This is a genomic window from Raineyella sp. LH-20, assembly GCF_033110965.1.
Taxonomy (GTDB): Bacteria; Actinomycetota; Actinomycetes; order Propionibacteriales; family Propionibacteriaceae; genus Raineyella.
The window spans coordinates 2815529-2829824 of record NZ_CP137003.1; the positions used below are offsets into that span (position 1 = coordinate 2815529).

A 14296-nucleotide genomic window follows, 5' to 3' on the forward strand; every position below is an offset into this window, starting at 1 on the left:
CAGGACGACATGCGATACATCTCCACCCGTGGCGGCGCCGAGCCGCGTACGTTCTCCGACATCCTGCTGGAGGGCCTGGCGCCCGACGGCGGGCTCTACCTGCCGGAGGAGTACCCCCATCTGACCCCCGAGCTGCTCGAGCAGTGGCGTACGGTGCTCGCGGAGCAGGGCTACGCGGCCCTGGCCACCGAGGTGCTGGGGCTGTTCATCGACGACATCCCGGCCGAGGACCTGCGGGCCATCTGCGAGCGGACGTACACCGCGGAGGCCTTCGGCGACACCGCGGTGATCTCGCTCGGCGACCTCGGTGACGGACTGCTGCTGGAGGGCCTGTCGCACGGGCCGACGCTGGCGTTCAAGGACATGGCGATGCAGCTGCTCGGCTCGCTGTTCGAGTACGAGCTGGACCGGCGCCACCAGGAGCTGAACGTGCTCGGCGCGACCAGCGGCGACACCGGCTCCGCCGCCGAGTACGCGATGCGCGGCCGGGCCGGGATCCGGGTGTTCATGCTGTCCCCGAAGGGCCGGATGAGTGCCTTCCAGCGGGCGCAGATGTACACCCTGGACGACGACAACATCCACAACATCGTCATCGACGGGGTCTTCGACGAGTGCCAGGACCTGGTCAAGGCGGTCTCCGCCGACGCCGACTTCAAGCGCGACGCCCACATCGGTGCGGTCAACTCGATCAACTGGGGCCGGCTGGTCGCCCAGGTCGTCTACTACGTCGCCGGCTACCTGCGGGCCACCACCTCGGGTGGTGAGGAGGTCTCGTTCGCGGTGCCGACCGGCAACTTCGGCAACATCTGCGCCGGCCACATCGCCCGCCAGATGGGCCTGCCGATCCGCCACCTGATCCTGGCCACCAACGAGAACAACGTGCTGGAGGAGTTCTTCCGCACCGGCGTGTACCGGCCGCGCAGCGCCGACGAGACGGTGAAGACCTCCAGCCCCTCGATGGACATCTCCAAGGCGTCCAATTTCGAGCGGTTCGTCTTCGACCTGGTCGGCCGTGACCCGGAGCGCGTGCTGGACCTGTTCACCGCCAAGCTCACCCGACTGGGACAGTTCGATCTCAGCGACGACCCGCTCTTCCCGCAGTGCGCCGAGTGGTACGGCTACCGCAGCGGGGCGAGCACCCACGCCGACCGACTGCGGACCATCCGCGAGGTCTGGGAGGACCGCGGCATCCTGATCGACCCGCACACCGCCGATGCGGTGACCGTCGCCCGCCGGCTGCAGGAGGAGGGCGAACGGGTGATCGTCCTGGAGACCGCGCAGCCGGTGAAGTTCGGCGAGACGATCCGTGAGGCGCTGGGCGAGGCCCCCGAGATGCCCGAGGCGTACGCCCGGCTGACCACGCTGGAGCACCACGTGGTGGAGCTGCCCGGCGATGTCGACCAGCTCAAGGCCTACATCGCCGGCAACATCGGCTAGACCTGGCCCAACGACAGCAGATCGTCGAGCACCCGGCGCAGGTAAGCGGCCGCATCGGGCAGCACGCGGTCGCCGACCGCCGTGCCGCGGACGGTGAGCACCTGCCCGGGCGTTCCGGCCGGGCCGGGCACGGTGTCGATCACCTCGTAGCGGCCTTCGCCGTCGGCGACCAGCGGGATCCAGCCGCCCGGCCAGAGGCGTACGCCGACCAGGTCGCGCGGATGGGCCAGCACGTTCAGGGCATGCCCCCGCTGGAGCTCACGGAACCTGCGCAGGCTGCGGTGCTCCTCGACGATCCGCGCCACCGGCAGCAACTGGCCGCCGGGCCACCCGCCCGGCTCGGACCCGTCGTGGCGGAGCAGGGAGGTCCGCAGAGCCGACGGGAAGGTGACGCCGATGCTCTGCTCGGCCCACGCGATGTCGGAGGCGTCCGCCCCCGGCCGCAGCGGGGCCAGACCCGACGCGTCGGCGTGGGCGGCTTCGATCCGGGTCCACAGATTGTCGAGTTCCATGCGCCCATTCTGGTCGGTCAGGCGCGTCCGCCGCTCACTTCTTGTCGTCCCGGCGGCGCAGGAAGCGCTCGAACTCGGCGGCGATCGCCTCTCCGCTGGCCTCCGGCTCCTCGGTGGCGTCCTTCTCCGACTCGAGCATCTGGACGTACTGGGCGATGTCCTCGTCGGCCCGGACCAGCTCGTCCACCCCGTTCTCCCAGGCGGCGGTGTCGGCGACGAAGGACGACCAGTCGGCCCGCAGGTCGAGCAGCGCCTCCACCCGGCGGGCCAGGGCCAGCGAGGCCTTCGGCTGGGGTGGCTCGGAGACATAGTGCGGCACGGCGACCCACAGCGCGGTGGTGTCGATGCCCGCCTCGACCATCGCCTGGGTCATCACGCCGGTGATCCCGGTCGGGCCTTCGTACTCGGACACCTCCATGCCGAGCTCGCGGGCGTGCTCGGCGGTGAGCGGCGACCCGGACACCGGGAACGGCCTGGTGTGCGGGGTGTTCGCCAGCATCGAGCCGAGGACGACCCCGCGGGTCACCCCGACGTCCTGCAGAATCGCCAGGATCGTACGGGTCAGCGTGCGCCAGCGAAGGTTGGGCTCGGGTCCGGTCACGGTGACCACGTCGATGTCCGGCAGGTGCACCAGGCCGATGCTGATCGCCGGCCAGGCCACCTCGCGGCCACCCTCCTCGTCGACCACGGCGGTCAGTGGACGGTTGGTCTGGTAGTCGAACCAGTCCTCCTCGTCGAGGTCGGCCAGGTCCTCGCCCGGATAGGTCTGCAGCAGGTGGTCGGCGACGGCACTGGCCGCATCGCCCGCGTCCCCCCAGCCGCCGAACGCCACCAGGGCGACGGGGGCGGAGCGGGTCGGATCGGCGGGGGCTGACGTCATGACAGGCAGGCTACCCGTTCCGCCCACCCCTCCACCGCGTGAGAGCAGGGGCGTGCGGGGGGCCCGCCACGTAGAGTGGCCCGGTGACCACCACATCATCCGCTCCGTCGAGTCTCCGTGCCGCGCTGGCACACCGTGTCGTTGTTGCCGATGGGGCGATGGGCACGATGCTGCAGCAGTACGACCTCGGCTTGGATGACTTCGAGGGCTACGAGGGCTGCAACGAGATCCTGTCGGTGACCCGGCCCGACGTCGTGCGGGAGATCCACGCGGCCTACTTCGCCGCCGGCTCCGACGCCGTCGAGACCAACACCTTCGGCGCCAACCTCTCCGCGCTGGGGGAGTACGGCATCGCCGACCGGATCGCCGAACTGGCGGAGGCTGCCGCGGCGGTGGCGCGTGAGGCCGCCGACGAGTGGTCCACCCCCGCGCGCCCGCGCTGGGTGCTCGGCAGCGTCGGCCCGGGCACCAAGCTGCCGACGCTGGGCCACGTACGGTTCCGTGACCTGCGCGACGCGTACGAGGTGCAGGTCGCCGCGATGCTGGCCGGCGGCATCGACGGGGTGCTGATCGAGACCGCCCAGGACATCCTGCAGGCCAAGGCCGCGGTGATCGGCGCCAAGCGCGCCATCACCGCATCGGGCCGCGACGTCCCGGTGATCGTCTCGGTCACCGTCGAGACCACCGGCACGATGCTGGTCGGCTCCGAGATCGGCGCCGCGCTGGTCGCCCTGGAGCCGCTCGGCATCGACATGATCTCGATGAACTGCGCCACCGGACCGGCGGAGATGCGCGAGCACCTGCGCCACCTCGCGGACAACTCGCGGATCATGGTCGGCTGCATGCCCAACGCCGGGCTGCCCGAGCTCGCCGCCGACGGCGCCCGTTACCCGCTGCAGCCGGGCCAGCTCGCCGACGCGTTGGACGAGTACGTCAACGACTTCGGGCTGTCACTGGTCGGCGGGTGCTGCGGCACCACGCCGGAGCACATCCGCCAGGTCGTCGAGCGCGTCGGCGGGCGCGAGCTGACCCCGCGGCCGTTCCGCCCGGTGCCCAGCGCCTCCTCGCTCTACACCGACGTGCCGTTCCGGCAGGACATCTCCTACCTGGCGATCGGCGAGCGGACCAACGCGAACGGCTCCAAGGCGTTCCGCGAGGCGATGCTGGCGGAGAACTGGGACGAGTGCGTCGGCATCGCCAAGTCGCAGAGCCGCGGCGGTGCGCACCTGCTCGACCTCTGCGTCGACTACGTGGGCCGCGACGGGCGGGCCGACATGGACGAGCTGGCCTTCCGGTTCGCCACCGCGGTCACCCTGCCGATCGTCCTCGACTCCACCGAGCCGCCGGTGATCGAGGCCGGCCTGGAGCGCCTCGGCGGCCGGTCGGTGATCAACTCGGTCAACTACGAGGACGGCGACGGCCCGACCTCCCGGATGGCCCAGGTGATGCCGATGGTGAAGGAGCACGGTGCCGCCGTCGTCGCCCTGACCATCGACGAGGAGGGCCAGGCACGCACCGCCGAGTGGAAGGTCCGGGTCGCGAGCCGACTGATCGAGGACCTCACCGGCCGCTGGGGGATGCGGCTCGGCGACATCCTCGTCGACACGCTGACGTTCCCGATCGGCACCGGCCAGGAGGAGACCCGCCGCGACGCGCTGGAGACGATCGAGGCGATCCGCGAGATCAAGCGCCGCTACCCGGAGGTGAACACCACCCTCGGCGTGTCCAACGTGTCCTTCGGACTGGCCCCGGCCGCCCGGGTGGTGCTCAACTCGGTGTTCCTGCACGAGGCGATCGAGGCGGGGCTGGACTCCGCGATCGTCCACGCCGCCCGGATCATGCCGATGAGCCGGATCCCCGAGGATCAGCGCCGGGTGGCGCTCGACATGATCTACGACCGGCGCACCGAGGACTACGATCCGCTGGCCAGCTTCCTGGCGATGTTCGAGGGGGTCACCACCGCCGACCAGCGCGCCGAGCGCGAGGCCGCGATGGCCGCCCTGCCGGTGGGCGAGCGGCTCACCCAGCGGATCATCGACGGCGAGTCGAAGGGCATCGAGGCCGACCTCGACGAGGCGATGGCCGACACCGCGCCGCTCGACATCATCAACACCTTCCTGCTGGACGGGATGAAGGTCGTCGGTGAGCTCTTCGGGTCCGGCCAGATGCAGCTGCCGTTCGTGCTGCAGTCCGCCGAGACGATGAAGTCCGCCGTGGCCTACCTCGAGCCGCACATGGAGTCGGACGCCGGCGCCGGCAAGGGCACCATCGTGCTGGCCACGGTCAAGGGCGACGTGCACGACATCGGCAAGAACCTGGTCGACATCATCCTCACCAACAACGGCTACGAGGTGATCAACCTCGGCATCAAGCAGCCGGTGCAGGCGATCATCGACGCCGCCGTGGACCACCACGCCGACGCGATCGGGATGTCCGGGCTGCTGGTGAAGTCGACCGTGGTGATGAAGGACAACCTGCTCGAACTCAACTCCCGCGGCCTGGCCGGACGTTACCCCGTCCTGTTGGGCGGTGCGGCGCTCACCCGGTCGTACGTGGAGCAGGACCTGCAGGGGCTGTTCGACGGCGAGGTGCGCTACGCGAAGGACGCCTTCGAGGGTCTCGCGTTGATGAACACGGTGATGGACGTCAAGCGTGGCGTGCCCGGTGCCGCCCTGCCCGCCCCGCGCGAGCGGCGGGTGCAGGCGGTGGACCGGCCGGACCGTCCGGTGGCGGAGGTGCCGGCGCGCTCCGACGTGGCGTACGACGTGGACGTCCCGATCCCGCCGTTCTGGGGCACCCGGATCGTCAAGGGCGCCCCGCTGCGGGAGATCGTCGAGTGGCTCGACGAGCGGGCCACCCTGATGGGCCGCTGGGGGCTGCGTGGCACCCGCGGCGGCGCATCGTACGAGGACCTCGCCGAGCGCGAGGGTCGGCCGCGGATCCGCCGACTGCTGGACCGGATCCGTACGGACAACCTGGCCGAGCCCGCCGCGGTCTATGGCTACTTCCCGGTCTACTCCGCCGGCGACGAGGTGGTGATCCTCGACCCGAGCACACCCGAGGACCTGGATCGTACGGTCGGCCGGTTCAGCTTCCCGCGCCAGCAGCGGCCGCGCTTCCTGTGCATCGCCGACTTCTTCCGCGACCGGGCGCTGGCCGAGGCGAAGGGGCCGGACGTGATGCCGCTGCAGCTGGTGACGATGGGCGCGGCGCTCTCCGAGGCCACCGGCCGGCTGTTCGCCGCCGACGCCTATCGCGACTACCTGGAGCTGCACGGGCTGGGCGTTCAGCTCGCCGAGGCGATGGCCGAGTGGATGCACGCCCGGGTCCGCGCCGAGCTGGGGCTGGGCGGTGAGGACACCACCGTCGACGCGATGGTGCGCGACCAGGCCTACCGCGGCTCGCGCTACTCCTTCGGCTACGGAGCCTGCCCCGACCTCGAGCAGCGAGCCGTCATCGCTCGACTGCTCGACGCCGACCGGATCGGGGTGAGCCTGTCGGAGGAGTTCCAGCTGCACCCGGAGGAGTCGACCGACGCCTTCGTCGTCCACCACCCGGAGGCCAAGTACTTCAATGCTCGATAACGGCAATGCTCGATAACGGCAGGCACGCTGACACCGGATGGACCCTGCCCGCGCTGACCCCGGACGGGACGGGCGGGCGGCCCGCCGCCTGTCTGTGGGACTTCGACGGGACGCTCGCCGACACCGAGCCGATCTGGATCGGCGCCGAGTACGAGCTGATGGAGATGCTGGGCGGGGAGTGGAACGAGACCCACGCCCGCCGGTTGATCGGCGCGGACCTGACCGACTCGGCCCGCTACATGCTGGCGCTGGCCGGTCGCGACGACCTCACCCCGAGGTGGGTGGTGGAGTGGATGGTCTCCCGGGTGACCGACCGGATCCGGGCCGCGGACGACCTGGAGTGGCGGCCCGGGGCGCGCGACCTGCTCGCCGCCTTGGCCGCGGACGAGGTGCCCTGTGCGCTGGTGTCCTCGTCCTGGCGGCCGGTGCTGGACGCTGTCCTGGAACGGCTGCCGGCGGGCACCTTCCGGGCCGTGGTGGGCGGTGACGAGGTGACCGCCGGCAAGCCGGCCCCCGACCCGTACCTGCAGGCCGCCCGGCTGCTCGGCGTCGCCGCGGAGGACTGCCTGGTCTTCGAGGACTCGGTGACCGGCAGCACCGCCGGCCAGGCCTCGGGCGCCTGGGTGATCGGTGTGCCCAATCTCATCCCGCTGCCGGTGATGCCGCGGCGTACGGTGCTGCGGACGCTGGAGGGCATCACCCCGGCGGCGCTCTACGCGATGCGCGGGGCGGCGATCACCGCACCGGCCCTCAGCGGGGACCGGCCGTGACTCGGCGCAGGCGCGGCGCGCTGCCCGCCGTGCTCGCGCTGCCCGCCGTGCTCGCGTTGGCCGTCGCGGTCGCGGCGGCCGGGTGCACCCCCCAGGCCGCGCCGCCGGCGCCGCAGATCGGCCAGGCGGTCCCGCACGAGTCGCCCAGCCCCACGCCGACCCCGCGGCCCGACCGCGACTTCACCGTTGGCACCACTGACGCGATCATCGCCACCGATCCGGTGGCGATGACCACCGGCGGCTCGCAGACCCTGGCGTTCTCGGTCTTCCAGCGGCTGATGACCACCCCGGCGGGCAACGACCTGCTGAAGCCCGACGCGGCGCGCGACTGCATCTTCCAGCAGGCCACCGTCTACACCTGCACCCTGCTGGACGGGCTGCGCTTCCAGTCCGGCCGGCCGGTCACCTCGTCGGACGTGAAGTACTCCATCGAACGGGCCCAGCGGCTCGGCGCCGCCGACGCGGGGGCCGCCCAGCTGAGCTCGATCAGCGCGATCGACACGCCCGACCCGCAGACCGTACGTTTCGTGCTGGCGTACGCCGACACCGACATCGGCTACGCGCTGGCCACCCCGGCGGCATCGATCGTCGATCCGGACGTCTATCCGGCCGACCGGGTGATCGACGCCGCCACTCGACCGGTCGGCTCGGGGCCCTACCGCGTCACCGCCAGCGGCGGCGGCACCTGGTCGTTCGGCCGCTACGAGGGCTACCAGGGCTACGCGCCGGCCTCCATCGTCCGGATGCTGCTGAGGGAGTACGACAGCTCCGCCGCCCTGGAACAGGCGATGATCTCCGGCGACGTCGACGCCACCTGGCGCGGACTGTCCGCCGCTGCGGTGGCCCGCCAGCGGGCCGCCGCGACCGCCGACACCGACGGGGAGACCGCCCAGCCCGTCTCCGGTCTGCACCCGGTGACCATCGCCGGCTCCCGCGTGCTGCGGCTGGCCTGGAACCTCGGCTCCCGCTACGCCGGCGACGCCGGGGTGCGCGGGTTCGTCAGCCAGGCGGCCGGGGACCGGCGGACGCTCACCAGTCTGCTGCCGCTCGGCGTGGTCGGTGCGCGGACCGGGATGTTCCCGGCCGGCGGCATCCCGGCCCTCGACACGCCGAACGGTTCACCGCTGCCGCTCACCCTCGGCTACGACCCGCGGATGCCCGACGGGGCGGACCTGGCCGCCGAGCTGGCCCGCTCCCTGGACGCCACCGGGAAAGTGACGGTCACCATCGTCCCGAACGCCGCCGGCGCCGACACCGGCTCGGCCGACCTGCAACTGCTCGACGAGCGGGCCACCAGCTGGACCGCCCGCGCCTGGCTGCAGCGGCCCCTGTCGGTCACCTCATCGCCGAACGCCCGCGAGATCGGGACCGTGCTCACCCGGGGCCTGCCGTCCGCCGACCCCGCCACGCACAAGGCCGCGGTCGCCCAGCTGCAGTACTTCGCGGCCGAGGACGCGTACGTCACGCCGCTGACCCAGGGCGACGAGGTCGTCTTCGTCCGCGACGGCTGGTCGGTCGACACCGGGCGGATGGGCCCGGGCTGGCAGCTCGACCTGGCGGCCTTCACCAAGAACCCCTGATCCTGAACGACTGTGGAAGGACACACGTGACCGGAAACGACCCCCACTGGTCCGGCGTACGACTGGGCCCGCTCGAGGCGGGGGAGCGGGTCGCCCTCTCCGATCCCAAGGGACGGCGGCACTCCATCGTGCTGCAGCCCGGCGGCTCCTTCTTCACCTCCCGGGGCGAGATCCGCCACGACGCGCTGATCGGCGGACCGGACGGGGTCACCGTGGAGTCCAGCCTCGGCCAGACGTACGTCTGCTTCCGGCCGCTGCTGGAGGAGTTCACCGTCACGATGAAGCGCGGCGCGGCGGTGATCTACCCCAAGGACGCCGCGATGATCACGATGTTCACCGACGTCTTCCCCGGCGCCCGGGTGCTGGAGGCCGGCGTCGGGTCCGGGGCGCTCACCCTCTCGCTGTTGCGGGCCGTCGGGCCGACCGGAGTGGTGCACTCCTACGAGCGGCGGGCGGAGTTCGCCGCCGTCGCCGAACGCAACGTCACGAACTTCTTCGGCGTACGCCCCGACACCTGGCAGCTGCACCACGGCGACCTCACCGAGGCGATCACCGACGACGAGGTGGACCGGGTGGTGCTGGACATGCTCGCCCCGTGGGAGTGCCTCGACGCGGTCACCGCACGCCTGGTCGGCGGCGGCCTGCTGTGCTGCTATGTCGCCACCACCACCCAGATGGGTAGGGTGATGGACACGATGCGCAGCACCCGCTGCTACACCGAGCCCCGGGCGACGGAGACGACGATCCGGTCCTGGCATGCCGAGGGCCTGGCGATCCGGCCCGGTCACCAGACCTCCGGTCACACCGGCTTCCTGGTGATCGCCCGCCGGATGGCGCACGGCGTGGACGCGCCGTTGCGCAAGCGCCGGCCGGCCCCCGGGGCGTACGGTCCGGACTACCACGGCCCGATCCCGCCGGGGGTGCCGGCGGCGGAGGAGGAGAGCGATGAGTGAGCCGACCCCCGAGCGCCAGCAGGCCGAGATCTACCGGTTGCGCGACGAGGTCCGTACGCTCACCGACCAGTCCCGCCGGCTGGCCCAGGAAAAGGGGTCGGCCGACCGCCGGGTCGCCCAGCTGCGCACCGAGGCGCGCGGGCTGCTCGACCAGAACGCCCGGCTCACCGACCTGCTCGGCCAGACCCGCGACCAGCTGGTCCGGTTGAAGGAGAAGGTCGACGAGTTGCGGCTGCCGCCGTCGTCCTTCGGCCTGGTGACCGGACTGCCCGGCGGCCAGGTCGCCGACGTGACGATCGGCCAGCGCCGGCTGCGGGTGCAGGTCTCGCCCGCGCTGGAGATGTCGACGCTGCAGGTCGGCAGCCAGGTGCTGCTCAACGACGTCCCCCAGGTGATCGGCGTCGCCGAGGCGGCGCTCACCGGAGAGCTCGCCACCGTCAAGGAGCCCCTCGACGACGGCCGAGTGCTGGTCACCACCGGCACCGACCGCGAGGAAGTGCTGCACCGGGCCGCGGCGCTGGAGGGCCAGCAGCTGCGGGTCGGGCAGTCGCTGCTGGTCGACACCCGCGCCGGCATCGCGCTGGGCCGGGTGCCGACGACCGACGTCGCCGACCTGATCCTCGAGGAGACCCCGAGCGTCGGCTACGAGGACATCGGTGGCCTCGGCCCGCAGATCGAGCAGATCCGTGACGCCGTGGAGCTGCCGTTCCGGCACCGCGACCTCTTCGGGGCGTACGACCTCACCCCGCCGAAGGGCATCCTGCTCTACGGCCCGCCGGGGTGCGGCAAGACGATGATCGCGAAGGCCGTCGCGCATTCGCTGTCCGGGGAGGGCGGCGCCGACGGGCGGGCGTACTTCTTCAACATCAAGGGCCCCCAGCTGCTCAACAAGTACGTCGGCGAGTCCGAGCGCCAGATCCGGGTGGTCTTCCAGCGCGCCCGCGACAAGGCCTCCGACGGCGCCCCGGTGGTGATCTTCTTCGACGAGATGGAGTCGATCTTCCGCACCCGCGGCACCGGTCTGTCCTCCGACGTCGAGACGACGATCGTGCCGCAGCTGCTCGCCGAGATCGACGGGGTGGAGCAGCTGGCCAACGTCATCGTGATCGGCGCCTCCAACCGGCAGGACATGATCGACCCGGCGATCCTGCGACCGGGCCGCTTCGATGTGAAGATCCGGATCGAGCGGCCCGACCGGGGCGCCGCCGAGGAGATCTTCACGACCTATCTCACCGACCGGGTGCCGATCCGGGCGGGGGAGACCCGCCCGGCGATGATCGACGCCGCCCTCGACCGGCTCTACGCCACCGACACGGCGGCCGAGGTGTTCGAGGTGACGTACGCCTCCGGCGCCACCGCGATCATCCACTCCGGCGACCTGGTGTCCGGGGCACTGATCGAGTCGATCGTCGCCCGGGCGAAGAAATACGCCATCAAGGACGTGCTGGCCGGCGGCCCGGCCGGGATCAGCGTCGAGCACCTGCTGCGGTCGACCCGCACCGAGCTCTCCGACAACACCGACCGGCCGACCACCGACCCGGCCGACTGGGCTCGGGTGCTCGGCACCGACCAGGGCGAGCACGCCGGTGAGGCGATCGTCGCGGTCCGCCCGCTGCGGCACGCCGAGCCGCTCCCCGGTCCGGGCACCGGCCAGTACCTGTGAGTCCCACTAGGGTGGGACGGGTGAAAGCTGCGTACGTGCTGGTGGCGGACCTGGTCTGCGTCGTCCTCTTCGCCCTGGCCGGGCGGGGTGCCCACGGGGAGGGGACCGGGCCGGCTGCTGTCGCGCTGACCGCCTGGCCGTTCCTGGTCGGCTACCTGGTGACCTGGGCGGCGATCCGCGCCTGGCGCGGGCCGCTGCGGGTCCGCACCGGGGCGGTGCTGATGGTCGGCACCGTGCTGCTCGGGCACCTGCTGCGGGTGGCTTTCGGCGGCACGACGCACTGGTCGTTCATCCTGGTCAGCGTCATCGCGCTGACCGTCCTGCTGGTGGGCTGGCGGCTGGTCGCCCGCCTGGTCGTCCGGCGGCGGTGATGGCGGGCGGCGTGCCTGCCTCTCGCGTGCACGGCCTGGAGACCGAGTACGGCATCAGCCTGCTCGGCGTGCCGGCCGCCGAGGCACCGCACCCGATGTACCTGGCCAACCATGTCGTCCGCAGCTACCTGGAGTCGATCGGCTTCGGGGTGGGGCGCTGGGACTACACCGCCGAGTCGCCGCTGATCGACGCCCGCGGCTTCACCCTGCCGCGGGAGCGGGCGAGCCTGGAGCAGCTCACCGACATCGACCAGGGCCTCGGCAACGCGATGCTGGACAACGGCGCCCGGCTGTACGTCGACCACGCCCACCCGGAATACTCCGGGCCGGAGGTCCGGACCGCGCGTGACGCGATCGTCTGGGACCGGGCCGGTGACGCCATCATGCTCGAGGCGACCCGGGTGGCGTCGGCGGCGATCGGCCACGAGATCCGGCTCTACCGCAACAACACCGACTCCAAGGGCGCGTCGTACGGCACCCACGAGAACTACCTGGTCGCCCGTGGCGTGCCGTTCGCCCGGATCGTCCGCGACCTGACCGGCTTCCTCGTCTCGCGCACCGTGGTGATCGGCGCCGGCCGGGTCGGCATCGGCCAGAACGGCCAGACGGCGGGCTTCCAGCTGGGCCAGCGGCCGGACTTCTTCGAGACCGAGGTGGCGCTGGAGACCACCGTGCACCGCCCGATCATCAACACCCGCGACGAGCCGCACGCCCTGCGCCGGCTCTGGCGCCGGCTGCACGTGATCACCGGCGACGCCAACCAGGCCCAGGTCGCCGGCTGGCTCAAGGTCGGCACGGCCGCGCTGGCGGTCCGGCTGGTGGAGGCCGACCGGGCCCCCGACCTGCGCCCGCTGCGCCCGGTGGACGCCTTCCGGGCGATCTCCCACGACCCGGACCTCACCGCGACGGTCCCGCTGCAGGACGGCCGCGCGGTGACTGCGCTGGACATCCAGCAGGCCTGGCTGGACGGGTGCCGTACGCTGCCCGACCTCGGCCCCGAGGACCTGGCCCTGCTGGACGCCTGGCGGCAGGTGCTCGACGACCTGCGGGTGGACTGGCGGCGGACCGCCGACCGGCTCGACTGGGCCGCCAAGCGGCTGCTGCTGGAGTCCTACCGGGCCCGGGACGGTCTCGGCTGGGACGACCCGAAGCTGGCGCTGGTGGACCTGCAGTACGCCGACATCGACCCGGCCCGCAGCCTGGCGCTGAAGCTGGAGCGGGCCGGCCGACTGCGCACCCTGGTCACCCCGGACGAGGTCGCGGCGGCGCGGCGGACGCCTCCGACGGACACCCGGGCGTGGGCCCGCGGCCGGATCGTCGGCCGGTTCGTCGACCAGCTGCTCGGCGCCGGCTGGGACGGGCTGACCTTCAGCGGCGCGGACGGTCGGGGGATCGTCCGTCTGGAGTTGCTCGACCCGCTCGGCGGCACCCGCGACCTGACCGAGGAGCGGATCGTCCGGGCGACGCGCCCTGCGGATCTGGTGGACCTCTTCCCCGGCGCGTACGGCGGATAGACTCGGTCTGCCCCTGGTTGCGGAAGGAGACCGATGTCCGAGCAACAGCACGCGCAACACCGTGCCGAGGAGACGGCCGAGGAGGCCGAGACGTTGGCCCCTGCGCGACAGCAGCAGGACGAGGGCTTCGACGCCCTGCTCGACGAGATCGACGCCGTCCTGGAGACCGACGCGGAGGAGTTCGTCCGCGGCTTCGTGCAGAAGGGCGGACAGTGAACGACCGGATGACCAGCTCCTTCACCGAGCTGCTGGCGCAGGTCGCGCCCGACCTGCTGCCCTCCCGACGGACGCCGAGTGGCCCGGCCGACGGGCTCACCCCGCACGGCACCACCATCGTCTCGGCGACCTTCCCGCACGGTGTGGTGATGGCCGGCGACCGGCGGGCGACGATGGGCAACATGATCGCCCAGCGCGACATCCAGAAGGTGTACGCCTCCGATGAGTTCTCGCTGGTCGGCATCGCCGGCGCGGCCGGGCTCGCGGTCGAGATGGTGCGGCTGTTCCGGGTGGAGCTGGAGCACTACGAGAAGATCGAGGGCGCCCCGCTCTCCCTGGACGGCAAGGCCAACCGGCTCGCCGCCCTGATCCGTGGCAACCTCGCCAACGCCCTGCAGGGCCTGGCGGTGGTGCCGCTGTTCGCCGGCTGGGACCCGGCCGGCGGCCTGGGCCGGATCTTCTCGTACGACGCGACCGGCGGGCGCTACGAGGAGACCGCCTTCCACTCGGTCGGGTCGGGCTCGATCTTCGCCCGCGGCTCGCTGAAGAAGCTCTATCGCCCCGACCTGGATCTGCAGGGGTGTGCGACCGTCGTGGTGCAGGCGCTGGTCGACGCCGCCGACGACGACTCCGCCACCGGTGGCCCCGACCTGATGCGCCGGATCTACCCGATCATCATGGTCGCCGGACCGGACGGGGTGCACCAGCTGTCGGAGGAGGAGATGACCGCCATCACCGACCGGGTGATCGAGGGCCGGCGTCACCGGCCCGACGGTCCTGCGGCCCCGCTGATCTGATCCCCGCCGAGCTGAGGAG

The 14296-nt window shown here is 72.0% G+C and carries 11 protein-coding genes and 1 pseudogene; 10 read left to right on the top strand and 2 right to left on the bottom strand.

All coding sequences use genetic code 11. The features are described 5' to 3' along the window. The first annotated feature begins 9 nt into the window (after positions 1-9). On the top strand, positions 10-1437 hold the full coding sequence (gene thrC / locus R0146_RS12365; RefSeq protein ID WP_317690134.1) for a threonine synthase: 1428 nt from the start codon (positions 10-12) through the stop codon (positions 1435-1437). Here thrC and R0146_RS12370 read toward each other — a convergent pair. Continuing rightward, positions 1434-1949, bottom strand: a complete 516-nt coding sequence (locus R0146_RS12370; protein WP_317690135.1) for an SMI1/KNR4 family protein — start codon at positions 1947-1949, stop codon at positions 1434-1436. The genes thrC and R0146_RS12370 overlap by 4 nt on opposite strands. Before the next feature lie 34 nt (positions 1950-1983). Further along, positions 1984-2829, bottom strand: coding sequence for a PAC2 family protein (locus R0146_RS12375; RefSeq protein ID WP_317690136.1), 846 nt, complete (start codon positions 2827-2829; stop codon positions 1984-1986). Between the two features lie 83 nt (positions 2830-2912). Between R0146_RS12375 and metH the strand changes: the two genes are divergently transcribed. From metH to prcB, 9 genes and pseudogenes are all read left to right on the top strand, one after another. After that, positions 2913-6413, top strand: a complete 3501-nt coding sequence (gene metH, locus R0146_RS12380; RefSeq protein ID WP_317690137.1) for a methionine synthase — start codon at positions 2913-2915, stop codon at positions 6411-6413. Positions 6414-6418: 5 nt separating this feature from the next. Beyond that, positions 6419-7183 carry an HAD family hydrolase gene (locus R0146_RS12385; protein ID WP_317690138.1) on the top strand — a complete coding sequence of 255 codons (765 nt, stop codon included), beginning with the start codon at positions 6419-6421 and terminating at the stop codon, positions 7181-7183. After that, complete coding sequence (locus R0146_RS12390) at positions 7180-8763, top strand: ABC transporter substrate-binding protein (protein ID WP_317690139.1); 1584 nt, start codon at positions 7180-7182, stop codon at positions 8761-8763. Before R0146_RS12385 ends, R0146_RS12390 begins: the two co-directional genes overlap by 4 nt. Before the next feature lie 65 nt (positions 8764-8828). Beyond that, positions 8829-9716: pseudogene (locus R0146_RS12395) on the top strand (tRNA (adenine-N1)-methyltransferase); the annotation flags it as partial. Then, positions 9709-11379 (top strand): proteasome ATPase, encoded by a 1671-nt coding sequence (gene arc, locus R0146_RS12400; protein ID WP_317690140.1) that lies wholly within the window; start codon positions 9709-9711, stop codon positions 11377-11379. The pseudogene R0146_RS12395 and the gene arc, both read left to right, overlap by 8 nt. 20 nt (positions 11380-11399) lie before the next feature. Continuing rightward, positions 11400-11750, top strand: a complete 351-nt coding sequence (locus R0146_RS12405) for a DUF3054 domain-containing protein (RefSeq protein ID WP_317690141.1) — start codon at positions 11400-11402, stop codon at positions 11748-11750. Positions 11751-11761: 11 nt separating this feature from the next. Then, positions 11762-13264, top strand: a complete 1503-nt coding sequence (dop, locus tag R0146_RS12410; RefSeq protein WP_317690142.1) for a depupylase/deamidase Dop — start codon at positions 11762-11764, stop codon at positions 13262-13264. A 33-nt stretch (positions 13265-13297) separates the two neighbouring features. Next, the gene (locus R0146_RS12415) at positions 13298-13480 is read left to right on the top strand and encodes a ubiquitin-like protein Pup (protein ID WP_317690143.1); all 183 of its coding nucleotides are present in this window, start codon (positions 13298-13300) and stop codon (positions 13478-13480) included. An 8-nt stretch (positions 13481-13488) separates the two neighbouring features. Further along, on the top strand, positions 13489-14277 hold the full coding sequence (prcB, locus tag R0146_RS12420) for a proteasome subunit beta (RefSeq protein ID WP_317690144.1): 789 nt from the start codon (positions 13489-13491) through the stop codon (positions 14275-14277). Positions 14278-14296: the final 19 nt, after the last annotated feature.